This window comes from Planktothrix serta PCC 8927 (genome assembly GCF_900010725.2).
GTDB classification, from domain to species: Bacteria; Cyanobacteriota; Cyanobacteriia; order Cyanobacteriales; family Microcoleaceae; genus Planktothrix; species Planktothrix serta.
Genome location: NZ_LR734822.1, coordinates 1 through 25916, shown reverse-complemented (window position 1 = coordinate 25916; position 25916 = coordinate 1). Strand labels below are relative to the sequence as shown.

The window sequence follows — 25916 nt, the reverse complement described above, 5'->3', positions numbered from 1 at the left end:
AACTTAAGCCGAAAACCCGTGATTACAGCCGAGATCAGATCCCCCTAAATCCCCCTTAAAAAGGGGGACTTTGATCTCCTGTTCCCCCCTTTTCAAGCAGGGCTAGGGGGGATCATTGACTTGAGATCAGATCAAGGAAATTCTGGTTTGATCGCCTACTTTTAGCGTTAAGTTGACCCCCATGCTCCCCTTAAATTCCCTACTACTTTTTAGGTCTTATTTTTATTAATTAATTATGAAGTAAAATTTGTAAGTTTGACAGCCTGTCTTTTGACAAGGGTAAATCCCTTTTGCACGATAGAAGGATTGATTCAATTTCCTAAGAGGAGAACATTAATGAAAAAGTTAATCTCAGCCTTGTTAATCATGGTAGTGGCCGTTTTGAGTTTTGTCCCGAATGCCTTCGCCGCCGATTTAGCAAATGGGGCTAAAGTATTTTCGGCAAATTGTGCCTCTTGTCATGCGGGTGGAAAAAATCTAGTCAATGCTACGAAAAGCTTAAAAAAAGCAGATCTGGAAAAATATGGGATGTATAGTCTTGAGGCAATCACAGCCCAAGTCACCAAAGGGAAAGCTGCAATGCCGAGTTTCTTGGGCCGTTTAAAACCAGACCAAATTGATGATGTTGCGGCTTATGTGTTAGCTCAAACAGATCAGGATTGGAAAAAGTAATATCAATTAATCCCCTATTTGCCTAAAATTAAACATCTCAAATCCTCTCATTAATTAGAGTTTGAGATGTTCTGTTTTTTACGTCTCCTAGTCTAAAAATCCTCAAGACTTGATTTCTGTTCAAATCATCCACTACACTAACGGATTAGTCCTCTTCTTTTCTATTCCTTATGGCTCCTTTGCCTAATTATCGTCCTCGGCAACTTTCCCTCGGCCCTTTAGAAAGTGAAATCCTAGAGATTGTTTGGGAATTAGGCGTAGCAACGGTTAAAGACGTCCATGAACGAATTTTAGCTGACCCTAATCGAGAATTAGCTTATACTTCAGTAACAACGGTCTTGCGGCGTTTGACAGAAAAAGGTTGGTTAACTTGCAATAAACAAGAACGGGCTTTTTATTGGCAACCCGCAGTCACCCGTGAACAGGGGCAGGCAATTTTGGCGTATGATCGTTTAAATCGATTTTTAGCCATTGGTAATCCTGATCTAGTAGCTTCTTTTGCTGATAGTTTGGATACAGCAAGTTTAGAGCAAATTGATGCTATTGCCTCACGGCTGGATGTGATTCGTCGTCAACGGGAGGGACAACAATAATGCACTTCATGATTCTTCTATTCGCGCTTTTGAGTGCTGTGGCTTTACGAATGATGCCGTTACCCGAAGGGGGAAGTTGGCATCAACGCTGGCAAAAAGCTCTATTTTTGTTTGTTTGTCCCCCTTTGGTGTTGCTGATGACAGCCTTGGCGGTTTTGTCTATGGGAGCTAAGGGGAAAATGTTGGGACTCCAAGCGAGTTGGTTTAGTTATTTGCTGGCTTTGGGGGTTGTCGGTTGGGGACTGTTTACAGGAGTTCAGTTGCTAACGCAATTATGGCAGTCTCAACAGCGAATTTATACGCTGTCTCAACAGATGGTCATGGGAAAAACCGCCCGAATTTTAGAGGATGATTTTCCCTACAGTGCTCAAGTGGGATTTTGGCAACCGGAATTAGTGGTCAGTCGAGGATTATTAAAAACCTTAGATGATATTCATTTAGAAGCCGTTATTGCCCATGAACAAGCCCATTTAAACTATCGAGATACTTTTTGGTTTTTTGCGTTGGGTTGGCTACAAATGTTAACAGTTTGGCTGCCCAATACAGAGAAATTATGGCAAGAATTACTATTATTGCGGGAAATGCGGGCGGATCGTTATGCAACCCAACAAGTTGATCCATTAATATTAGCAGAATCTCTATTATATCTTGCTAAAGCCCCGTTTAAATCTCCCGATTATTGCAATTTATCCTTTAGTTGTTCGATTCGGAGTAGTCGTTTAGGAGAAAGAATTGATGCCATTTTAATCGGAGATTCTGATGCTTTAACTTGGGGATGGTGGCGATGGATGTTACTATTCTGTGTTTGTTTACCTTGGGTTACAGTACCCTTTCATTATTCTTAAGTAGGGAAAGGGAACAGGGAACAGGGAACAGGGAACAGGGAACAGGGAACAGATGAGAATCAGTCTATTTTCTAACTGTTCTGGCTAATTCTATAAGTTTTACAAGTTGTCTTTTGACAAGAATAACATCAGGGCGAAAAATCAAAACCAGATAATCTGAAAAACTATTTCTTTATTGGGTTTTGATTTTATGAACTGGCAATTTAATTTTATCAAAAACCAAAGCACAAAAGTTGGGTTTTTTCTGCTATTGGGGACGGTTTTTAGTGGTTTTACGGGATTGGGTTTATCGTCTGTTCAAGCCCATGAACAACAACACCATCCCTCCTCCGCAGATCACAAAATGGTAACGATTCCTCCCGGTCAACCGATTCCAAAGGTAGATTTAATCGTTCATCCTGATGCGCGTCAAGGATGGAATTTAGAGTTAAAATTAACGGATTTTAAATTAACACCTGAAAACGTCAATCAAGCAATGGGTTCCCATCAGGAAGGACACGTTCATTTATATATTAATGGCAAGAAAGTCACCCGAATTTATGGGAATTGGTATTATCTCCCTGAATTACCACCAGGACGCCATGAAATTCGCGTAGGTTTAACCGGAAATAGTCATGAAATGCTGATGGTTCAGGATCAAGAAATTGGAGATACAGAAATGATTGAGGTTCCTAAATAACTTTTTTCTTCCCAACTTTCACCAGAAACAGGAGTTAACAGTCAACAGTCAGTAGAGACGTGCCATGGCGCGTCTGTACACAGTCAACCATTAACACCTGTTTTTAATCACTCTTCTGAGATAGCAGAAGACCGCCGACGACGACGACGGATAATCGGTTCACCCGGTTCATGATCTGAGTCAGAGGAGTCTTCTGATAATTCCATACTGTCAGTTTCCGATAGAAAAAATTCTGATGGGGATTCGGGTTCTTCAATTTCTGGGATTTCTGGGATTTCTCGTTCCAGAATAATTCGCTCAGAAATTGAGCGTTCAGAAATCGTCCGCTCAGGAATAATTCGCTCAGAAATTGAGCGTTCAGAAATCGTCCGCTCAGGAATAATCCGCTCAGAAATTGAGCGTTCAGAAATCGTCCGCTCAGGAATAATTCGCTCGGAAATTGAGCGTTCAGAAATCGTCCGCTCAGGAACCCCAATCGCAATTAGAGGAGTTTCCTGTTCATCCAAATCTTCATCCATCAGGGTTGTAGGAGATACCGGAGGTTCCCCCGGAGAGCGAACCGTAACAATCACAGACCGAGGACTTTTTATCTGTTGATGGGATAACATCAACGGAGAAATCCCCATCAACGCATAAACTTCCTGTTCTTCTGGAGTCATTTCCACCGAAACCACTTCTGGGGGTTCCACCGGAGGTTTAATAATTTCGGATTTCGTCGGACGGCTACGTTCGCTGAATCCGGCTCGTGCTGCGAACCCTTCACTGAATCCGATATCAGAACGAGGTTCCCCAAACGGAACCGGAGGAGACATCCGCAGTCCCGTCCGGGGAGATTCTTCATCTCGTGTTAACGAATCCATATCCCGAATTCGACGACGACGGCGACGAGCATTACTGGTGCCAATATCCTGATAACTGGGATGGTTGAGCAGTTCTAACTCTTGGAAATTATTAGACGCATCAAATTCAACGACCTCTGATTCTTCGCGTGAAGCTACGGGTTCATAAGCGGGAACTTGAGGTCGTAAACTGGGTCGTTCTGAAGATTCACTACTACTGGACGGCGTGACAATGCGATTGGTTGTCAATACAACTCGTTCTGGGGACTCTCCGATATCGGGTTCAATTTCTCCAGGTAACTGAACGATATGACCTAAACCGCCACAGGTGGAACAAGTTCGCCCAAACAATTCATAAATATTTTGGCCTTGACGTTTGCGGGTTAATTCCACTAACCCTAATTCTGATAATTGAGCAATTTGGGGTCGGGCTTTATCAGCTTTGAGAACTTTATTAAAATGTTCTAAGACTTGTAATTGATCCCGTCGGGAATCCATATCGATGAAGTCCACAATAATCACCCCAGCGATATTGCGTAACCTCAATTGACGGGCGATTTCGGTGGCGGCTTCACAATTCGTCCATAACACCGTTTCGCGTGACGTCGCCGAACGGGTAAAGGAGCCAGAGTTAACATCAATTACCGTTAAGGCTTCCGTCGGTTCAATGATAATATAACCGCCCGATGGTAAATCTACTCTGGGTCTTAAAGCTTCTCGAATTGCCGCATTGACTCGGAAATACTCTAAAATCGGAATTCGTTCGCGGTGGTGGTCAATTAAGACCCCTTGAGGGGCTTTGCCCACACTCCAGTTCATTAAATGTTGTTTAACCCGCTTCACGGCTGGGCTATTATCCACCACAATCCGATTCACTTCGGTGCTGTACATATCCCGCAGCACCCGTTGAATAAAGTCATTATCTCGATTTAATAAGGCCGGAGGACGGGAAGATTGGGCTTCTTGTTGAACCGATTCCCATTGTTTTTGCAGAGTTTCTAAGTCTTCTAAAATGGCATCTTCGGCCATACCCTCGGCTTCTGTACGGACTAATAACCCCATTCCGGCGGGTTTGATTAAAATGGCTAAGGCCCTCAAACGGTTTCGTTCCGTTTCTGAACGAATCCGTCGCGATAAATTCACCCCCCTGCCATAGGGCATTAAGACCAAATACCGCCCTGGTAAGGAAACATTTCCCGTTAATCTAGGGCCTTTTGTTCCAGTGGGTTCCTTCATCACCTGCACCAGCACTTTTTGCTGGGGAGTTAATAATTCGGTGATCGAACCGGATGTCCGTTTTAATCGGAGTGGCCCCAAGTCGGAAACATGGATAAATCCATTGCGATCAGGGTCTCCAATATTCACAAATGCCGCATCAATCCCTGGTAGGACATTTTCAACGATACCCAGATAAATATCGCTGACTTGGTGATTTCCAGTTGCTACAACCAGTTCTTGAATTTGATCTTCTGAAAACACAGCCGCGATCCGTTGCTGTTCTGCGATAATAATTTGCTTTGACATTCAATTCCCTCAAAACTTAGCAATATGGTCGGCACCTACGTTGCGTGTACCTAATAATATTGACGTGATTAATAAATCCATTAACGCGAAATGAAAGCCTATCATCGAAGACACCGAAAACACCAAGCCAGAGGCAAGAGGTAGGAGGGAATCAGGTTTTGATTGTTCAGAATCAACGGTTAACAAAAGCTAAATCTAACATCCAACTTCCTAATATTTTAGAGAGTACAGCTTAGATCGCACAGTCCAAGCTAGATGATATCTCTCCCTTCCCAACTCACCTTTATGGACTTTAACCTGTCCATTGACGTGGGTTTGTTTCGTTCTGGTATCAAGACATACACCAGACAAAGTTTTATTGTCAAATTTTGGCAAAAATTAGGATGCTACCTTGTAAAGGAAATCCCTCTAATTTTAGCTATGCAACCCTAGGACAATTTTAGATATTGATCCGATTGCTTCCTGTGTTCAGAGCATCTTGACTGGGTATTCCAATCAAAGGTTACGATCCTCTACAGGCTTAACTTTGGAAGAAGCTTCCCCCTAGTCCGATCAAAGAGCGCGAATCTTCCCCCACGGGACTTCGCTACTTTTTTCCCTAATTTTCAGCGACATTAAGGTTTCTGGATATCTCAACTGCCCCAGGGACAGTTACGTTACTCCTAAGAGCAGGGTTGGGTTCTCAAGCCCGACTTTTCTAAAACCTTGATTCTTACTCTGGCACAAAACAGTTACCTGTCTTGTGTTAAGTGGACTCGTTTGAACCCGGAATCCACTCGCCTTCAGGTAGTGGAATGTCAAAACTCTCGTCAGCCATCAAGGTGACTTTGGCGTAGGCTAATAACCCTTCCATCTACTCCTGCCTCAGCGTTGAGGTATAGCAGTAGCTTTTGTTCGGTGAACGTTCTTGATTGAGTATATTTTAGCGTCAGCGAACCTGCAATTTTTGATTCTGACAACCCTAGCTGAGTACGAGCGTTTTTAGCAATATTGTCGGTTTATGACTTAGATCTGGGCGAACCCGCCCCCTACGCCAAAAAACTTAGCTTATGGAATTGTATTATAACACTGGATAAAATGCAAATTATCCTCAGAGGGAGAAGTAGGTTCGGAGGGTGTTAAAAGCTTCTGGCGATGGATGTGTAGCAATTGAAACTCTTGCTGAGTGACTTGCTCTAACATCTCAATAATATGTTCCGGTCGCAGTTGTGTCCCATCATTGAGACAACTCCCGACATAACGCAACACTGTCCCTTCTAAGGATATGACATCAAGTTCAAACAATTGTTCTCGTAAATTGATTAATTTTTTATTCCCTGATTTTGTGGTTTTCTCCCATAAAATTTCTGATCTGGCTTTTACCGCATTTACCCATTTTAACCATTCAGGTATTGTGTTTTCTTCTCCTCTCCAACTAACGGTTAAATGATATTCGGCTTGAGTAACAGCATCGGTTAGAGAAGAGGATTCTACAGGAACTTCTTGGATCTGATACAGAGGAATAGTTTCGGGTAAACCTGTAGCTAATTTTTGCTTAAATTCCTCTAAATCCATCGATTCTGTTAATTCAAAATCAGCGATTTCTCCGCTACTGGTTGCCCCTAATGGTAAAGCATAAGCAATAGAAATTCGCGGGCTGGGGCGATATCCAGCCGTAAATGCTAGAGGAATAGAAGCTCGACGAATCGCCCGATCTAATAATTTTAATAAATCCAAATGCCCGACTAAAGCCATATCGCCTAATTTACCAAACCAAACCCTTAAACGTTGGACTTTTTGAACATTAGGAATAAATTCCCCAGAAAATTTAGGAATGGGAGGTGATTTGATCACAATATTATGACCAAAATCCGTCCCACAAACGCCACAATGGGAACAACTTTCAAAGGAACAATCAGGCACAGTAGCAGCTTCTAAAGCCCGTTTTAAATCAGCTTTCAACCAATTTTTATCAATCCCACTATTAATATGATCCCAAGGTAAAGGTTGATCTAATAATAGTTCATAATCCTGTTGTTCCCTGTTCCCTGTTCCCTGTTCCCTGTTCCCTATCTTAATTAAATTCCATTCCCCGCTTTCAACTTGACGATATTTCCAACTCAAACCCGCTTCTTCGATCGCCTGTGTCCAAGCGCCAAAAGCCCGATCTAAACTTTCCCACCAGGAGTCCATTCCAGCGCCGAGTTCCCAAGCTCTACGCACCACTGCTCCTAAACGGCGATCGCCTCTACCCACAAAATCCTCCATTGCCGATATTCTAACATCAGTAAAGTTAGCCTTTACCCCTCTCATCCGGTGAAATTCCTGTCTTAATAACTTTTGTTTGCGTTGAAATTCGGAGGTTGAAACTGAATGCCATTGAAACGGAGTATGAGGTTTAGGGGTAAAGTTAGAAATGGTTAAATTAAAGTTTAATTTTCTGCGATCTTGAGCCGAACATTCCCGTTGTAACCAAGCAACAGTTTCCGCAATTCCTAATACATCCGCATCGGTTTCTCCCGGTAAACCAATCATAAAATAGAGTTTAATTTTATCCCAACCTTGTTCAAAGGCAGTTTTAACTCCCTTTAATAATTCCTCATTAGTTAACCCTTTATTAATAATATCTCGCATTCGTTGAGTTCCCGCTTCCGGGGCAAAAGTTAACCCACTTTGTCGCGTTCCCCCAATAATATTAGCAATATTTTCATCAAAGCGATCTACTCGTTGACTGGGTAAAGCCAAACTAACATTATAATCTTTGAGGCGGTTTTTAATTTCCATTCCCACCGAGGGTAAAGATAAATAATCAGAACAACTCAAAGATAATAAGGAAAATTCATTATAACCCGTTTCTTTCATGCCTTTTTCAACAGTATGAATCACCTCTTCCGGTTCCACATCTCGCGCCGGACGGGTTAACATTCCCGGTTGACAAAAGCGACATCCCCTTGTACAACCCCGTCTAACTTCAATTACTAATCGATCATGAACGGTTTGTACATAAGGCACAAATTTAATCGAATAGGCGGGCATTGGGGCAGCAACCCGTCTTAAAATTTTAGCAGGAATATCAGGGCGTTGGGGATGAACAGAACCATCTTCTGCCATCTGATAAAATTGGGGAACATAAACCCCTGGAATTTGTGCTAAATCTAGTAATAAGGCTTCTCGATTTAAGTTGTTTTTCTTGCCTTCTTCTAATATTAATCCAATTTCGGGTAATAATTCTTCTCCATCTCCTAACGCAATAAAATCAAAAAAATCGGCGTAGGGTTCGGGGTTAGAAGTCGCCGTTTGTCCTCCGGCAAAAATTAACGGATAATGGAGTTGAGTAGAATCTTTTTCATTAACCCAAACCGAATAATTTTGTCGGTCTTTCCAAGTTAAGGGAATTGCCGCTAAATCTAACATTTCTAGGATATTTGTTGCCCCTAATTCGTAGCTGAGGCTAAATCCTAAGATATCAAAATCAATTAAAAAACGACGGGACTCAACAGCAAATAAAGGCGTTTGGGTATCGCGTAATTTTTGAGCAAAATCCGGCGCCGGGAGATAGGCGCGATCGCACAATTGCCGAGGTTGAGTGTTTAAAATATTGTAGAGAATAACATGGCCTAAATTAGAAACTCCCACCTCGTAAACTTCAGGATAAGTTAATGACCAACGCACGAGGGCGGACTCCCAAGGTTTGCGTTTCGCGCCTAACTCCTGACCCAAATAACGTGCAGGTTGGTTAATTTCCGGTGTGATCAGTTGTTCTACTGCGACTGCCAAAGTTAACCTCGCCTAAGATTGAATTTTGCTCTCTGATTATTGTATAGCAATCCGTGTAGGGGTTGTAAAAATGTTACTCTGATCAGGATATTATTTTTTTCAGTAAGAGTTGTTATTTGACTGATTTAATCAGGGGAGTAGGCTAAAATACAAGAGTCCTATTTTAGATAATAGTAACAATTAATACATCAATTAATATCCGTAAGTATAAGTAAATATTTTAAACCGAAATCGCCCCAATATAGATTTATTTTTTCGGCCACCTTTTCAATAGTAGGTAAGAATGTAGCCAAAAACACTGAAAAGTATACCCTAAGTTAGATTGACGGGTGACGGAATTAATGTTATTAAAGTTCCCATCCCTTAAGTGATAAGGATCACTCAACAAAAAAGGACTCGATCACCATCAGATCACGAAATTCATAAGACAATAAAGGTATCTGAGTTGTCTGTACTTACCATGTCCGCAAGTAATATGATTCGTAAACTCGTTGAAAAAGCCCTCTATTTCAAATGTCTGACCCCAGAAATTGAAAATGCAATTAACACAGAATTAACCCGACTGGGTTATATTTCAGATGTTGATTATGAAGCATTAGAATTGTTAATGGAAGAAATGGATGCGGGTCGTATTCGCTTGATTTCTAGCCATTAAGGGATTCAATTTTTAAGATTTCGATATTCAAAAACAAAATAGTTTTTTATCTTTAATCAACGGTAATCGTTGAAAGTAGCCTTCTGTTAATTAAATCAATAAGCATCTACTTCAGGACTGGCGACAGAGCGAAAAATATTAGGATAAGCTTGCCAAACTTGACGAATAAACTCTCGCAATTGTTGGTGAGCCGAACGCCCATTAGCGGGTTTAATTTCAGGAGCATTGATTTCTGGGGACTCTAACTGCGGTAAAAAGGGAATGACCTCCGTATCTAAAGCGGCTCTAAATAACTGAATTGGCCAAATTAAATCAGGACTTTGGCGTAAATCATACAAAATAAACGGTTCTGGAGTGACAGAAAAATCGGAATAATTGCCCAGTTCATCATCGGATAACCCTTCAATTAACATTAAGGGCCGTACCCAACATACCGCCCGAAATTCGACAACTTGAATGACTTCTGCATATAAACAGCAGTTAAGATGATTTAACCCAACAATCTGACCGGGCTGGAAATTCAAGCTAGAGTTCATCCGTAGTTATTTAATCCAAATCAAGATATTGCTTACTCTTAATCCTGATTATAACGGTTCAGACTGATCAATTTTCTTCAGTGCTAATTCTAAATCTTGGATCAGAGGTTGAGCATTCTTTTTAACTGAACCTTGACAATAATCAGGAACAGATAAGGCAGAACCGATCCTAACTTTAACATCAGCGCCCCGTTGGGGGATGATCGGATCATAATGTATAGAAATCGGTACAATTTTAATCCCTAAACCTAAATTAGCATAGCTAGTCTCTGCTTGTAGAGCTAAACGAGCCAGTCCAATTTTGAGGGGGTGAACTTGATGATCCTGAAAAATATTTCCTTCTGGAAAAATGACTAACATTTCCCCTTGATGTAGTAATTCTACCCCATGACGCAGGGTGGCAATAGTGGGATGTTTTTGATCTACGGCGAACCCCCCTAAACGACGAATAAACCACTCTTGTATTCCTTGCATTTCATCGACTGTCACCATAAACCTTAAGTCCCGTCCCGTGACATGGCGACCTGTCGCAAAGGGAACAATCAACGCATCCCAACGAGAACGATGGGTCGGTGCTAAAATAACAGGGCCCTGTTGGGGAAGGTTTTCTTGGCCAATCACTTCTAAGGTCTTGAAATAGAAGGGTAAAATCAGATATCGTCCCAAGGGGTAAACCAGGGAAGCTAACCAGGGGGAAACATGAGAATTAACCTGTGTTTCCTTCGCAGGGATAGGCATTACGGTCGAAGATTGATTAGAGTCAAGGATGAGCATAACGGTTTTCTGGATTAAATAAACCTCTTAACTTTAGCTTCTTCCGCAAGAAGCCCCACGACTGACCCGATGAGGTCGTGGGATGAATTGCAGTCAGGGACTAGAATGTTCAATAATTGGTGATAATTAAAAAAAAGGAGGTGATTTAAAGTGCTGAAGGCTACAAAGGTTAGACTCTATCCAACACCCGAACAGGAATTAGCATTGGCTAAATCTTATGGCTGTGCAAGATCGCAAAAGGAATTATGCCTTAAATACCTGTATTCAGCACTATCAAGAAACTGGCAAAAGTTTAAAATTAGCATCTTATAAAGGAATGCTCCCTCAACTCAAAAAAGAATATCCTTGGCTGAAAGAAGATTGCTACTCATCGGTTCTTCAATGTGTAGCTATAAACTTAGATAGAGCCTACAAAAATTTTTTTGAGGGACGAGCTAAATTTCCCAATTTTAAATCTAAACATCACAAGCAATCAATTCAGTATCCCCAAAGTGTTACCGTTAACGGTGAATGCCTAAAAGTCCCTAAGATTGGTGAAATTAAAGCAATATTTCACCGAGAGATTACAGGGAAAATTAAAACGGTAACAATTTCTAAGACTTCGAGTAATAAATACTTTGCTTCTATCTTATGTGAAACAGAGTTAAGTGGAGTTAAGGAATCAGGAGATCAAGTTATTGGGATTGATCTGGGGTTAAAAGAGTTTGCAATTGTTCATGACGGAGATAGCGCAACTAAATATGCCAATCCCAAACATTTAAACCGTCACCACAAGAATCTAGCTCGAAAACAGAAAAAACTCTCTCGAAAAACTCAAGGAAGTTCTGCGAGAGAGAAATTCCGAAAAATCATCGCTAAGGTTCATGAGAAAATCGCCAACTCCCGCCAAGATTTCTTGCATAAATTATCAAGAAAATTGGTGAACGAAAGCCAAGTGATTGTCGTTGAAAACCTCAACGTCAAGGGGATGGTTAAAAACCGCAAGCTATCAAAAGCAATATCTGATGTGGGTTGGGGAAAATTTGTCAATTTTATTGATTACAAGTTGAAGCAAAAAAACGGCGAACTTGTAGAAATTGATCGCTTTTTCCCTAGTTCCAAAACTTGTTCGAGTTGCGGTTATATCCTAGATGAATTATCTCTGGATATCAGAGAATGGGATTGTCCAAATTGTCATGCTCACCATGATCGTGACGAAAACGCTGCACTCAACATCAGGAATGAAGGAATCAGGATATTAACTGAAGGCGGAGGGAACCCCGTTTTTGCCGATGGAGGCTGTGTAAGACCGGATAACCGCAAGGTGAAAGGGCATCGGTCTGTGAATTCGCTGATCCTGCACCGACCCGATTAGGGCGGTGTAGGTAGTTCACATTAAAAAGTTTAAAAGGGTTTATCCATCGTGATCAGGACAGTTTTTCCATTGTCTATTAACTTCGTTTTTGAGCAAACCAAGTTTGTAACTGTTGACGACAGGAAGATTCTAAAATTCCCCCTAAAACCGATAACCGATGAAAGGAGCAAGCACTATCAGGAAGGTTCGCAACGGTGCGAATAGTACCCGTTTTGGGATCATCTGCGCCATAAACCAGTAACCCTAAACGCGCTTGCAAAATTGCTCCGGTACACATGGGACAGGGTTCGAGGGTAACGTAGAGCGTACAGGTGTTTAAATGCCAATTTTTTAATAGTTTTCCCGCTTGTCTTAGCGCTAATATTTCAGCATGAGCCGTTGGATCAAAATCTCGTTCTTTGCGGTTTTGAGCTTGGGCAATTAATTGATTATTCTGATTAATAATAATCGCTCCAACAGGAACTTCTCCCGCTTCTCCCGCTTGTTGTGCTAATTCTAACGCTTGATTCATCCAATATTGATGAATAGAATAATTGTTAATTTGGGGGAAGGTCATGAGGTAATTATGGGACATACAGATTAGGGGTATTGAAATCTATCCTATGGGATAATTAATCAAAAGATGGGTTAATATAATGAGGTTTAAATCTTAGCTATAACAATCAGCAGGTTTGCCTTTACAATTCCTTTGTGTCTTGGTGTCTTTGTGGTTAAACTAAAGCTGATATAAAGATATTACCGCGAACTTCTATATTAACCTGTTCCTTGCTATAGAATAAATAATGCTGTCTGCAAAGTGCGATCGCTTAACCCATGTCTACCGAAACCAATTGTCCCTTTTCTGCTGAAGAAATCGCCTCTGAAGGCATTAAACCCGAAGAATATGAAGAAATAGTCCGACGCTTAGGACGACACCCCAATCAAGCAGAATTGGGGATGTTTGGCGTGATGTGGAGTGAACACTGTTGTTATAAAAATTCTCGTCCCCTGCTCAAACAATTTCCGACCACCGGAGATCGAATCTTAGTTGGCCCCGGAGAAAATGCCGGAGTTGTAGACTTTGGAGATGGACTCCATATTGCGTTTAAAATCGAATCCCATAATCACCCTTCAGCTATTGAACCTTTCCAAGGTGCTGCAACAGGAGTTGGAGGAATATTAAGAGATATCTTTACAATGGGGGCGCGTCCTATTGCTGCGTTAAATTCTTTACGGTTTGGCTCCTTAGAAGATTCCAGAAATCGACAAATCTTTAAAGGCGTGGTTTCTGGTATCAGTAATTACGGGAATTGTTTCGGGGTTCCGACTGTTGGGGGAGAGGTTTATTTTGATCCGGCTTATAACGGAAATCCCCTAGTTAATGCGATGGCAATTGGGTTAATGGAAACCCCAGAAATTGTTAAATCAGGAGCTTCAGGAATTGGAAATCCAGTCTTATATGTAGGTTCAACAACCGGGCGAGATGGCATGGGGGGCGCGAGTTTTGCCAGTGCTGAATTAAGCGAAGAATCGATCCAAGATCGCCCCGCAGTACAAGTGGGAGATCCGTTTTTAGAAAAGTCTTTAGTTGAAGCGTGTTTAGAAGCGTTTAAAACCGGGGCGGTGGTTGCAGCCCAAGATATGGGAGCCGCAGGAATTACCTGCTCAACGTCAGAAATGGCGGCAAAAGGTGGAGTCGGAATTGAACTCGATTTAGACTTAATTCCGGTGCGAGAAACGGGAATGGTTCCCTATGAATATCTGTTATCGGAATCTCAAGAACGGATGTTATTTGTCGCTCAAAAAGGGCGGGAACAGGAGTTAATTGATATTTTCCATCGTTGGGGACTGCAAGCGGTTGTGGCGGGAACAGTAATTGCAGAACCGATGGTGAGAATTTTATTTAAAGGGGGAATTGCGGCGGAAATTCCGGCAGATGCTTTAGCAGAAAATACACCCTTATATCCGCGAGAAATCTTATCGAAACCCCCAGAATATGCTCAAACAGCATGGCAATGGACACCGGAATCTTTACCTGAATCTACAATATCAGGACTGGAAATTAACGGAGAATTTCAATCGTGGAATCAGGTTTTATTAACCTTATTAGATACCCCTTCTATTGCTTCTAAACGCTGGGTTTATCGTCAATATGATCATCAAGTTCAGAATAATACGGTTTTAGTTCCTGGGGGTGGAGATGCAGCAGTAATTCGCTTAAGGCCATTGGAACCTGTTCCGAATTTTCAAGGGTCAGTTAATAAGGGATTAGCCGCAACGGTAGACTGTAATTCTCGGTATGTGTATCTTGACCCCTACGAAGGAGCGAAAGCAACGGTAGCCGAAGCTGCAAGGAATTTAAGCTGCGTGGGCGCTGAACCGATTGCAGTGACGGATAACTTGAATTTTGGGAGCCCGGAAAAACCCATTGGATATTGGCAGTTAGCGGAAGCGTGTCGAGGAATTTCCGATGGCTGTAAAGCCTTTAATACTCCTGTTACCGGGGGGAATGTGTCGCTTTACAATGAAACCCTTGATGCAGAGGGAAATCCTGAATCTATTTATCCGACTCCGGTGGTGGGAATGGTGGGATTAATTACGGATTTAACCAAAATTTGTGGCCAAGGTTGGCAACATTCGGGGGATTTAATCTATCTTTTGGGGGATGACAAAACTTTACCCACGTTAGGTGCTTCTGAATATCTGGCGGTGGTACATAAAACCATTGCAGGGAAGCCGCCCAGAGTCGATTTTGAGTTAGAACAAAAAGTCCAAGCCGCTTGTCGAGAAGGTATTCGTCAAGGGTGGATTCAATCGGCCCATGATTGTGCAGAAGGAGGGTTAGCGGTGGCTTTGGCAGAATGTTGTATGAGTAGCCAAAAAGGCGCAACGGTTAAGCTGAGTTTAAGTTCTACTGCTTCTGTGCGTTGGGATAATATTCTGTTTGCAGAAGGTGGAGGGCGGATTTTGGTTTCTGTTAATCCTGAAAACCAATCCGTTTGGGAAACCTATCTACAACAACAGTTAGGAGCAGAAAACGACATCTGGCAAAACTTGGGTGAGGTGGGTTCGGGGTATGAACCGTTACAAATTTTGGCTGATGATCAGGGTTTAATTGAGCTTAAGCTGACAGAAATGAGCGATCGCTATGAAAACGCCATTGAACGACGGTTATCAGTAATTCAGTAATCAGTCAACCGTCAACAGATGAACCATTTCCTGATCTGTGTCAAATAAGCTACAGTAAAGAGGGACAAGATTAAGAGAATATTAACTTTTTAGTCATTCTACCTCTATAATCCTGTAGCGTTATATCGTTCCCACCAACTGACTTTGCCAATCAGGAGCCAAACCGTAACATGATTCCAAATGATTCCCTTGATACCCACTCTGCCCAGGTTGATGATCAACGACCTGATAAACCGGAAGAAGCCTGTGGCGTTTTTGGGGTTTATGCTCCGGGCGAGGATGTCGCAAAACTAGCTTATTTTGGTCTGTATGCGCTGCAACACCGAGGCCAAGAATCCGCCGGAATTGCCACCTTTGAAGGCGACAAGGTGCATCTGCATAAAGGTATGGGATTAGTCTCCCAAGTCTTCAATGAAACTGTTTTAAACAGCTTAATGGGTCATATTGCGGTGGGTCATACCCGCTATTCCACCACCGGATCAAGTCGGGTGGTGAATGCTCAACCTGCGGTCGTCTCAACTCGTCTGGGTTCTCTCGCCCTAGCACATAATGGCAATTTAGTCAATACTGGCGAATTGCGAGAAGAATTAATCAAGCGTGAATTTGATTTTCTAACCACAACCGATAGTGAAATGATTGCTTTAGCGATCGCTTCAGAAATCAATAATGGCAAAGACTGGTTAGAAGGGGCATTAAGTGCTTTTACTCAGTGCCAGGGGGCTTATAGTTTAGTGATTGGTACCCCTAAAGGATTGATGGGAGTGCGTGACCCCAATGGAATTCGGCCGTTAGTGATTGGGATCTTACCTACAAGTCCGCAACGGTATGTTTTAGCCTCCGAAACCTGTGGATTAGATATTATGGGGGCGGAATATCTGCGGGATGTGGAACCGGGGGAACTGGTTTGGATCACAGAAGAAGGGATGTCATCTTTTCACTGGAGTCCGAAACCTGCTCGGAAATTATGTGTATTTGAGATGATTTATTTCGCCCGTCCTGATAGTGTGATGTGTGGCGAAAGTCTCTATAGTTATCGATTAGAAATCGGCCGAATTTTAGCGAGAGAATCCTTTATTGATGCGGATATTGTCATCGGAGTTCCTGACTCTGGAATTCCGGCGGCGATTGGATTTTCTCAACAGTCTAAAATTCCTTTTGCTGAGGGATTAATTAAAAATCGTTATGTGGGACGGACGTTTATTCAACCGACCCAAAGTATGCGGGAGTCGGGAATTCGCATGAAGTTAAACCCGTTAAAGGATGTATTAGAAGGTAAACGGGTTATTATTGTGGATGATTCGATTGTCCGAGGAACTACGAGTCGCAAAATTGTTAAAGCGTTGCGGGATGCGGGTGCAAAAGAAGTTCACATGAGAATTTCTTCTCCCCCAGTAACCCATCCTTGTTTCTATGGAATTGATACCGATAGTCAGGAACAATTGATTGCGGCGACGAAATCAATTGAGGAAATTCGCCAACAAATTGAGGTTGATAGTTTAGCTTATTTGAGTTGGGAAGGAATGTTAACAGCGACAGGGGAAGATCCTAATACTTTCTGTTCGGCGTGTTTTACGGGGAATTATCCAATTGATATTCCTGAAAAGGTAAAGCGCTCTAAATTAATATTAGAAAAATCGGTAACGGTTTAAAGTAGGATGAGCTTCCCCCATCAAAATTCTATTCAAGATAGGGTTTTGATGGGCTGTTTTTTCAGGATGTTTTGATCGGGAAAAATTTATCCTACTTTTTGTCGGCGTGAATATAATCCACGAAATAAAATTTGGGTTCTAAATAATATTTTAACCCCCCATAAATGCCTAATCCAAAAAGGGCGATCGCAATTAAGGGAATACCCCAGTATGACCGGACGGAATCTGACATTAACGCGACGCTGGAAACTGTTAATAAGAAGTAAATTAATAACCCTAATTGTAACCGTTGAATAGTTTTCAAAGCCTTACGGCAACTACTACAATGTTGGGTATGTTGGTGATAGGTATCGAGGAGTTGTTGACGGTTATCATTAAACGGGAAATATTCAGGAACAGGAATATTAAGCTGTTTCCAAGGTAATTGTCCCTGACAATAGCGATCAAACCATTTACGGAATTCAATAATTAAACGATCCGCAGTGGTTGGCATTTTATAAGCAGTTTTCCAGGTTTTTTCAGGATGATTTTGTTGTAAGAAACGTTCCTGTTGATGGAGTAAAATCATATCGCTATCAAAAACTAAATTTCGCAGCATAATATGTTCCCACCATAGCGGGGTAATGCGATGTAAACTTTTAGCAAAGTTTTGAGCAAATAAACCAATTGCTCGTGATTTTCCGGGTAATACGGGAATACAATAAACCAGAATTTGCATTTTTTTACCCGTAGGAAAAGCAATCTCATATTCTAAACGACAAGGCGGTTCAAATTGAATACTGCTAAGATATCCTGGGGTTTTGACTTCTATTAAATTCAAGGTTGATTCTACCACTTCCAAAGGAACAGATCGGGCATTTTCCCGTCTTCCCTGTAAACCATGATGAGCAACAGGAACGTGACTCGGATCAGCAATATTTTCAACTAATGTTAACCAATCATATTCTAAATCTCGAAAATAGCGACTCCAAACAAATCCGTTTTCGGTCTTAATTTTAGGGGATAAAGGTAGGGAAGTTTTTGCTGCTAATTCTGCTGATAAAGGGTCAGCCCAAACCCATAAGATTTCCTGTTGTTCACGGGTGGGAAAGACTTGAACACAAAATTTATCTTTAACTAATTCGGGGTTTTCGGCTTGAGGAATGCGGCTACAAACTCCTTGAGAATTAAATTCCCAACCGTGATAACTACACATTAAATTTCCGGTTTTTTCATCTATTCTGCCTTCACTTAAGGGGGCTAAACGATGGGGACATTCATCTAAAAAGACTTGATAATTTTGTTGTCCTTGGGGTTTCCAAATCACTAAACGTATTCCCAATAGGGTAATCGATTTTGGGTATTTAGGGTCAAGATCGGCAAGCAAAGCCAGAGGATACCAGTGTTGAAAAAAGTTAAATTCTGGTTGTGTCATGTCGTTTTCTCCAGAGACTTTCAATAATATAGCAGGGAATTGGGAATAGGATAGAATCTCAGTTACAGTTCGCTTAACCCGGCGAATACCGTTGATAGAATTTGATTGGATATTAAGAAACCATCGGGATCAGTTAATCGAATTAACCCTTGATTGAAGTTAGGTTGAATCAAGTTCTGATTACTATCTAAAAATTGAACTAACCCTTGTTGATAAAAAGGCATTAATAATGTTATAATATTGTGTAGGGTTTCTGTTCCAAATTGTTGGGATAATGCTTCTAAATTGATGCCTTCTGCTAACCGAAATCCTAACATTAAGGTTTCTAATAATTGTTCGTGAGTTGTATCGACAAATTCAGCAATATTGTATGGATAATCCCCCTTAACCCAAGCATAATATTCTTGTCGTTTTCGAGGTCGGGTTAAGCGATAACCCTGAAGATAACTCGCCGCACCCATGCCAAACCCATAATAGGGTTGTTTTTTCCAATAGACTAAATTATGTTGACATTGAAACCCTGGTTTAGCATAGTTTGAAATTTCATAATGTTCGTATCCTGCTTGTGTTAATAATTTTTGAGCTAAACGATACATTTGGATGGTGGTTTCTTCCGAGGGTAGTGGAGATTCACCCGGCGTATAATATCGAGAAAAAGGCGTTTTATCTTCAACAATTAAATCATAAATTGAAACATGATTAGGGTTAATTTTTAAGAGGGTTTTTAAAGAATGTTCCCAATCTTTTAGAGTTTGTTCAGGTAAACCGGAAATTAAATCTAAACTCCAGTTTTGAATTCCCACTTGTTCAATAATATTAATCGCTGAAAAAATTTCGTCAACAGTATGCGATCGCCCAGCTAATTGTAATAGTTTATCTTGAAAAACTTGCACCCCTAGACTGACTCGATTAACCCCCAAATCGAGAAAACCTTGTAATTTTTCTCGGTCAAAAGTTCCGGGGTCTACTTCCATTGAAATTTCTGCATCCTGAGCAATACCCAATTGTTGATCAACCGTATTTAAAATGCGGTGTAACTGATCAACCGATAATAATGAAGGAGTTCCCCCCCCGAAGAAAACAGTCTTTAAAGGGGAAGAATCGGAGAAAACTAATTCTTGGGCTATTTCCTGACATAACACGGTAACATAGTCTTGAATCATCGTAGAATTATCACCGTGTTTGCGATCGCCCACAACAGAAACAGCAAAATCACAGTAAAAACAACGACGGCGACAGAAAGGAATATGTAAATAGGCCGATTTAGGCGGTTCTAAATATTGACAAGAGGAGGGAGACTGAAATTTGCCAGCAACAGAAGAATCACTCATAAGATTTTGTAAACATTTATATCTGAAATTCTAAATTATTTGTAAAGGATTTAGGGGGTGAGGATGAAGTAAGTCAGAGTAAACTCTGAACCCATCAATCCTGTACAGAGGACTGAGTATAGGGAATTTACACAGATCTCTATGGGTTCGTGATCCCCACTAGGGGTATACAGAGGATTAATGCGGTCGGTTTTCCCTAACAGTTAAATACAGATCGGGTTTCCGACAGAAGATATAATAGTACGCAAACCTGCGAACATCCTTAACCGGATTTCCAACCCACTTCCATCGGCTTAAAATCATGTTAGATGCAATCATTATTATTTTATTCATAATAGCTGGTGCTGGAACGGGCTTCTACGGCATTGAACTGCTTCCGAAACCTGTACTCGATCAAGTCACGAATATCGAAGGACTGCGATCGGTTACAGGTGCATTTACAGCCTTAATTGGAGGCGTAATCGGTTTAGTCGTACAAACCACCTATCGCCGTCTGGAAGAACAAATTCGTCAGATGCCACTGGATGTCTTAATCACTCGTGCGATTGGTTTAGTGATTGGATTATTAGTGGCTAATTTAATGTTAGCGCCTTTATTTTTACTGCCGATTCCGCGTGAAGTTGGGTTTATAAAACCTTTGTTTGCGGTGTTATGCAGTGTCATGTTTGGATTTACTGGGGTTAATTTAGCAGATACTCACGGACGAGCATTTTTAAGGATTATTAATCCCAACAGTTTAGAATCGATGTTGTTGGCAGAAGGAACCCTAAAACCTGCTTATGCAAAAGTCATTGATACCAGTTGTATTATTGATGGACGCATTGAAAGTTTGTTAGCAACGGGTTTTATTGAAGGTCAAATTTTAGTTCCTCAGTTTATTTTGCAGGAGTTGCAATTAGTTGCCGATGCCGCCAATGATCAAAAACGAGTGCGAGGACGGCGAGGATTAGATATTCTTAACCGCTTGCGAGACGAATATCCTGATCGGATTTCAATTCATCCGGCGGATTATGAAGATCCCCAAACGGTGGATGCAAAATTAGTCCGATTTGCTCAAGAGATTAACGGAATACTGTTAACTAATGATTACAATTTATCAAAAGTAGCAACGGTACAGCAAGTTCCGGTTCTGAATATTAATGATTTGGCTCAAGCCATTCGTCCGTCCTATTTACCGGGGGATATTATTGAGTTAAAAATTAGAAAAGAAGGGAAAGAACCCTCTCAGGGTATTGGTTATTTAGATGATGGCACAATGGTTGTTGTCGAAGATGGCAGTGAATATGTTGGGGATCAGGTGCGAGTAATTGTCACCAGTTCTCTACAAACTTCCGCAGGTCGGATGATTTTTGCCCGTCCTGAACATTCCGTTTTAGCTTGAATTTCAGATCAGTTAGTTAAAAACTCGGTTTCTATAAGCTGTCTCAATAGCAGACAGAATCATATAGAAACTGGGTTTTTAGCTTTTTGGGGTCAGATTAATCGGTTAACTGCTTTGTAAATTGTTATATTAGAGGGTATGTGCGTTGCGATCAAGTATCCTAGAGGTGATTTTGAAGGCATTTTAGGCTGAGATTTAGATAAATTTTTTCAGGTTTACATATCATAATAGAGGGAAAATTATATGTTATTACGTTATCACAAACGAATCAATACAACGAAATTAAGGGAGGATTCATGGCGGAAGAAATTAGATGTTGTCCTTATAGCAAAGAAAGTTTGTGTGAACAGCTAAGGATTCAAGTACAACAATTAGAAATACAACTGCAACAGGAAAGACAAAAACGGCAAGATTTAGAACAGATTGTACGAACTTATGAACAGGATCAGAAAAATGTAGAAACGCCAAATGAAACGGGGGAAATTATAGGAGGAATGGTTGTTAACCAAGATATTACAGAGCGTCAACAGGTTGAACAAGAACTACAACGGGTGAAAGAACGATTTGAACTCGCAATTACAGCGTCTAATGATGGATTTTGGGATTGGGATTTTGTCACAGGAGAGATTCATTTTTCCCCAGGTTGGAAAGAAATGATTGGGTATGAGGATGAAGAATTACCGAATCTTTTATCCTCCTGGGAACAAGTTATTTTTGAGGAAGATCGGATCGCAGCTTTACAACTAATCGAGGACTACAACAGTGGACGAGTTGATCGATTTTTAACGACACAACGATTTCATCATAAAAATGGGTCAACGGTTTATATCCTCAGTCGTGCCATTCATTGTAAAGATGATCAAGGACGTGTAATTCGGATGATTGGTACTCATACCGATATTACAGAATTAGTCACCGCTCAAGCAGAATTGCAGCGAAAAACAGAAATTTTACAAATGATCATTGATCATATTCCCATTATGTTAGCGTTTTATAATTCTCAGGGAGAAATCGAATTTATTAATCGAGAATTAGAACAAGTTTTAGGATGGTCTATTACTGAAATTCAACAGATGAATCTTCTTGATGCTTGTTATCCTGATCCTGATTATCATCAGCAAGTCATCGATTTTATGTTAAGTCCAACGGGTGAATGGAAAGATCTAAAAACCCTTACCCGACAGGGAGAACTTTTAGATACAGCTTGGGCAAATATTCGTTTATCTAATGGAATGCAAATTGGAATTGGACAGGATATTACGGAACGAAAAAAAGCTGAATTGGCGATTAAACAACAAATTAAAAGAGAACGGTTAACCCAAAAAATTACAACAAAAATTCGCCAAAGTCTAAATTTAGATGAAATCCTGCAAACAACTGTTGATGAAATTAGAGAGTTATTAAATTGCGATCGGGTTTTATGTTTACGATTTTCGGGTAATAAAACCAGTACAGTTGTTATCGAATCCCTAAATCCAGGTTGGCCTTCAGTTTTAAATGAAACTTTCGTAGAATATGATTTTCCCCAAGAGTATTATCAACGATATTGTCAAGGTTATCCTCGGATTATTCCTGATATTACTCAAGATATATTAGTTCCTTGTTTAGTCAACTATTTACAAACTTTAGGAATTAAATCTAAGTTAATTGTTCCCCTTTTAAAAGAAAATATTTTATGGGGATTGTTAATTGTTCATCAATGTAGCCATCAACGAAATTGGCAACAATCAGAAGTCAATATTATTCTGTCTTTAGCTTCTCAAGTCAGCATTGCTATTCAACAATCTCAACTCTATCACCAACTCGAAGAAGCCAATCACGAATTACACCGCCTTGCTATGGTTGATGGCTTAACTCAAGTTGCTAATCGTCGTTATTTTGACACCTATTTATTGACGGAGTGGAAACGGTTAGCACGAGAAAAATTGCCCTTATCCTTAATTTTATGTGATGTGGATTTTTTTAAGCTTTATAATGATAATTATGGACATTTACAAGGAGATGAATGTCTCAAACAACTGGCTAACATTTTAGCAAAATTAGCCAAACGTCCGGCGGATTTAGTCGCTCGTTATGGGGGAGAAGAATTTGCTATAATTTTACCGAATACAGACCAATTTGGAGCCCTCACCGTAGCTGAATTTATTCAAGAAGAATTAGCGCAAGTGAAAATAATTCATCCGAATTCACCCCATCGTTATGTGACCTTAAGTCAAGGAATAACCACTTGTATTCCCCTTCCTGATACTAATTTTGATCTGTTAATTAAAAAGGCAGATGACGCTCTTTATGAAGCCAAAGCCAAAGGACGAAATCGAGCAATTTTTTATCAAACTGAATTCACCACAAACTGACTAATCACCTCTGGCTGACGATTAATAATATTAGCAGGAATTTGTTGGACATCCGTTTCCGTATAAGGTTCAATTCCATAAACGTTGACTTGTAACTGCTGAGTTTGGGGATCTACAACAAATTCAGTCCAACCAAAATTATGCACTGCAAAATAAGACCCTTTAATTAATTCAGCATTGACTTTGGTTTCATCTAAACCAATAGGATCATACCCGAATTGATTCAGTTGATTATTAATAATATTTTGTACTAATTGATCTTGAGCCGAAGCCGTATCTAAACTTTGATAAAAATCTTTCGTATCCTGAGTAATTGTATCAATAGAACTAAAGTTTATCAGTTCTGACCCCAATGTTGCAGGGATAAATTCTTCACCCAGTTTAAACTGATTTCCGATCGGCCCAACAGTAATTTCAATCGCATCGGTAGGAATTTGAGGTTGATCAAAATTCAATTGATAGGTTAATTCATTCACAATTGTTCCCCCTGCACCTCCCGATACAAAGATCACATTTTCAATATTATTTTGGTCAATAAATTGTAATAAATTCGTGCGTTCGGCTGCATATCCTTCCCAACGATCAGCCGAATTATATAACCCTAAATTCTGAATGGGAACCGGAGAAAAAACAAACTTCCAAGTAACTCCAGCGTTTTGTGCATCTAATAAATTTGTCTTTAAATCCTGTAACTGAACTTCCCCTAATAATGTCCGATTTGGGTCAAAAGAGGAAGCTAAAAACTGATTAATTTGACTGTCTAAAGCCGGGTCAGGAACTTGAGTTAAGGGTGCATCTCTAAAGGAACGCGCATCTAAAACAAATAAGGCTCCATCCTGACCAAAGGGTTGAAATCGATAGAGTTTTTCTTGATTAGCTGTGCGAGGATCTCCGGTTTCTCCATACACTTGATTTCCCACAGGATTATAGTTTTTCCAAGCATCTAAACCAATATTAAATTGATCCGTATCATTAATAAATTCTCCCTCAGTTCCAAAATAGAATTGTTGAGGAGATAAAGCGGGAATTTCACCTCCAGCAAAATTTGAAATTAAATTTTGATCATCCCAAGTGCCATATAATGTTGTTGAAGCTTGTAGATTTGCCCAAGGATTGAGATCTAAACGAGAGGAAACAATCTCATTATATTTAGTGCTAAAATCTAGGGGAGTTGTTGCTTGTTGAACATCCGGTAAATCGGGGGAAATCGTATCGGCAGAAATTGTATTTCCGACTTGCACAAAAAAGTCTAAATTGCGTTCAGGAACGTTATTAACAGAGACATAAGGCATTAATTCCCCTTGTCCGTCTGCCGTTGCTCCAAATCTTAAACCCTTTTGGGTTTCAATTGTTGCCGGAGTCCGAAAATTTCCCACAGATGACACCCCTTCTGCATTCGTAAATCGATAAAAATATTGAGTATTCGGGCTTAAATTATTGGCTTCTAATTTAACAGGTTGGGTAATATCTGTTACAATAGTATTAAGCACTCCCAGAGGATTAATAAAACTCAGATTATTCGCATATTCTAAAGTAACAGGCCCCGCCGCCGAACTGCGCGTCCAAAATACCGTTGAATTTGGGGTTGTATCACCCGTTGCGACTCGGTTAGGTAAACTAGAACCCTCCGGTTCAATAAAGGGGGTAAACCTACGATTTTGGGCGGCTCCAATATCAATATAATGTTGAATTCCCGTGAGTTCATCCTGAGCCACCGCAGCCGCCGCATCAGGATTTTGAGCTAAATAATAGCTAGTATTAAATAGGGGTGTAGGATTTCGATTTTCAAATTGTCCGAATTCAACAAAATGCTCAATTCCGGTAATATTTCCTTGGGCAACTTCTGGAGCAACATCAGGATTTTCGTTTAAATAATAGGTGCTATCAAATAAAACGCTGGGGTTGCGATTTTCAAACTGTCCGATATTAATATAATGTTGAAAGCCACTGGCAAAAGCTCCACTATTGACAGCTTGGGCAACGTCAGGATTTGTACTTAAATAATAGGATTCATCATAGAGGGGACTGGGTTGACGAACCTGAAATTGACCCGACTCGATAAAGTGTTGAAATCCATTAACAATCACCCCAGAGGCAACAGCAGCCGCTACATCAGGGTTTTGAGCTAAATAAAAGGATTCATTAAATAAACCATTGGCTTCTAACATAAGCGCAATTTAATTTCTAACTGTAGGGACGGGTTTTATCCCATTAGTGTCAACTTAATGCTAAAAGTAAGCTAGAAAACCGAAAGTTCGTTGATTTTTTTCTAGTTCTAGATCCCCCCTACCCCCCCTTGGAAAGGGGGGAATTAGAGTTCAAAGTCCCCCTTTTTAAGGGGGATTTAGGGGGATCTGATCTCGGCTGTAATCACGGGTTTTCGGCTTAAGTT

At 40.6% G+C, this 25916-nt stretch carries 18 protein-coding genes and 1 pseudogene; 11 read left to right on the top strand and 8 right to left on the bottom strand.

Features of this window, described 5'->3' with window-relative positions:
- Positions 1–336: 336 nt before the first annotated feature.
- The 4 genes from petJ to PL8927_RS00155 all read left to right on the top strand — a co-directional run bounded on the left by petJ (position 337) and on the right by PL8927_RS00155 (position 2789).
- Complete coding sequence (petJ, locus tag PL8927_RS00170) at positions 337–672, top strand: cytochrome c6 PetJ (protein ID WP_083616337.1); 336 nt, start codon at positions 337–339, stop codon at positions 670–672.
- A gap of 170 nt (positions 673–842) precedes the next feature.
- The gene (locus PL8927_RS00165; RefSeq protein WP_083616335.1) at positions 843–1265 is read left to right on the top strand and encodes a BlaI/MecI/CopY family transcriptional regulator; all 423 of its coding nucleotides are present in this window, start codon (positions 843–845) and stop codon (positions 1263–1265) included.
- The gene (locus PL8927_RS00160; protein ID WP_083616333.1) at positions 1265–2110 is read left to right on the top strand and encodes a M56 family metallopeptidase; all 846 of its coding nucleotides are present in this window, start codon (positions 1265–1267) and stop codon (positions 2108–2110) included. Before PL8927_RS00165 ends, PL8927_RS00160 begins: the two co-directional genes overlap by 1 nt.
- A 190-nt stretch (positions 2111–2300) precedes the next feature.
- Positions 2301–2789, top strand: coding sequence for a hypothetical protein (locus PL8927_RS00155; RefSeq protein ID WP_231505865.1), 489 nt, complete (start codon positions 2301–2303; stop codon positions 2787–2789).
- A 107-nt stretch (positions 2790–2896) separates the two neighbouring features.
- Here the strand turns inward: PL8927_RS00155 and PL8927_RS00150 are convergent, their stop codons facing one another.
- Positions 2897–5152 (bottom strand): Rne/Rng family ribonuclease, encoded by a 2256-nt coding sequence (locus PL8927_RS00150; protein WP_083616331.1) that lies wholly within the window; start codon positions 5150–5152, stop codon positions 2897–2899.
- A 1047-nt stretch (positions 5153–6199) separates the two neighbouring features.
- Positions 6200–8908 carry a TIGR03960 family B12-binding radical SAM protein gene (locus PL8927_RS00145; protein WP_083616329.1) on the bottom strand — a complete coding sequence of 903 codons (2709 nt, stop codon included), beginning with the start codon at positions 8906–8908 and terminating at the stop codon, positions 6200–6202.
- A gap of 460 nt (positions 8909–9368) precedes the next feature.
- On the opposite strand from PL8927_RS00145, the gene PL8927_RS00140 reads away from it, so the two are divergent.
- Positions 9369–9563 (top strand): hypothetical protein, encoded by a 195-nt coding sequence (locus PL8927_RS00140; protein ID WP_083616327.1) that lies wholly within the window; start codon positions 9369–9371, stop codon positions 9561–9563.
- Between the two features lie 95 nt (positions 9564–9658).
- On the opposite strand, the gene PL8927_RS00135 is transcribed toward PL8927_RS00140, so the two are convergent.
- Positions 9659–10099, bottom strand: coding sequence for a hypothetical protein (locus tag PL8927_RS00135; RefSeq protein ID WP_083616325.1), 441 nt, complete (start codon positions 10097–10099; stop codon positions 9659–9661).
- Between the two features lie 48 nt (positions 10100–10147).
- Positions 10148–10873, bottom strand: a complete 726-nt coding sequence (locus tag PL8927_RS00130; protein WP_083616323.1) for a lysophospholipid acyltransferase family protein — start codon at positions 10871–10873, stop codon at positions 10148–10150.
- Positions 10874–11023: 150 nt separating this feature from the next.
- Between PL8927_RS00130 and PL8927_RS29070 the strand changes: the two are divergent.
- Positions 11024–11068 (top strand): annotated as a pseudogene (locus PL8927_RS29070) (helix-turn-helix domain-containing protein); the annotation flags it as partial.
- A gap of 22 nt (positions 11069–11090) precedes the next feature.
- Positions 11091–12227 (top strand): RNA-guided endonuclease InsQ/TnpB family protein, encoded by a 1137-nt coding sequence (locus tag PL8927_RS00125; protein WP_331281786.1) that lies wholly within the window; start codon positions 11091–11093, stop codon positions 12225–12227.
- Between the two features lie 76 nt (positions 12228–12303).
- On the opposite strand, the gene tadA is transcribed toward PL8927_RS00125, so the two are convergent.
- Positions 12304–12801, bottom strand: coding sequence for a tRNA adenosine(34) deaminase TadA (tadA, locus tag PL8927_RS00120; RefSeq protein WP_231505864.1), 498 nt, complete (start codon positions 12799–12801; stop codon positions 12304–12306).
- Positions 12802–13040: 239 nt separating this feature from the next.
- Between tadA and purL the strand changes: the two genes are divergently transcribed.
- Positions 13041–15395 carry a phosphoribosylformylglycinamidine synthase subunit PurL gene (gene purL, locus PL8927_RS00115; protein ID WP_083616321.1) on the top strand — a complete coding sequence of 785 codons (2355 nt, stop codon included), beginning with the start codon at positions 13041–13043 and terminating at the stop codon, positions 15393–15395.
- A 170-nt stretch (positions 15396–15565) separates the two neighbouring features.
- The gene (purF, locus tag PL8927_RS00110) at positions 15566–17044 is read left to right on the top strand and encodes an amidophosphoribosyltransferase (protein ID WP_083616319.1); all 1479 of its coding nucleotides are present in this window, start codon (positions 15566–15568) and stop codon (positions 17042–17044) included.
- Positions 17045–17135: 91 nt separating this feature from the next.
- Here the strand turns inward: purF and PL8927_RS00105 are convergent, their stop codons facing one another.
- Both PL8927_RS00105 and hemW read right to left on the bottom strand, forming a co-directional pair.
- A complete protein-coding gene (locus PL8927_RS00105; RefSeq protein WP_083616317.1) occupies positions 17136–18458 on the bottom strand; it encodes an aromatic ring-hydroxylating dioxygenase subunit alpha in 1323 nt (440 codons plus the stop codon).
- Between the two features lie 62 nt (positions 18459–18520).
- Positions 18521–19789 carry a radical SAM family heme chaperone HemW gene (gene hemW, locus PL8927_RS00100; RefSeq protein ID WP_083616314.1) on the bottom strand — a complete coding sequence of 423 codons (1269 nt, stop codon included), beginning with the start codon at positions 19787–19789 and terminating at the stop codon, positions 18521–18523.
- A 301-nt stretch (positions 19790–20090) separates the two neighbouring features.
- On the opposite strand from hemW, the gene PL8927_RS00095 reads away from it, so the two are divergent.
- Positions 20091–21170, top strand: a complete 1080-nt coding sequence (locus PL8927_RS00095) for a PIN/TRAM domain-containing protein (RefSeq protein ID WP_083616312.1) — start codon at positions 20091–20093, stop codon at positions 21168–21170.
- 296 nt (positions 21171–21466) lie between these two features.
- Positions 21467–23524, top strand: coding sequence for a diguanylate cyclase domain-containing protein (locus PL8927_RS00090; protein WP_083616310.1), 2058 nt, complete (start codon positions 21467–21469; stop codon positions 23522–23524).
- On the opposite strand, the gene PL8927_RS00085 is transcribed toward PL8927_RS00090, so the two are convergent.
- Positions 23500–25692, bottom strand: coding sequence for an alkaline phosphatase D family protein (locus PL8927_RS00085; protein ID WP_083616308.1), 2193 nt, complete (start codon positions 25690–25692; stop codon positions 23500–23502). The genes PL8927_RS00090 and PL8927_RS00085 overlap by 25 nt on opposite strands.
- Positions 25693–25916: the final 224 nt, after the last annotated feature.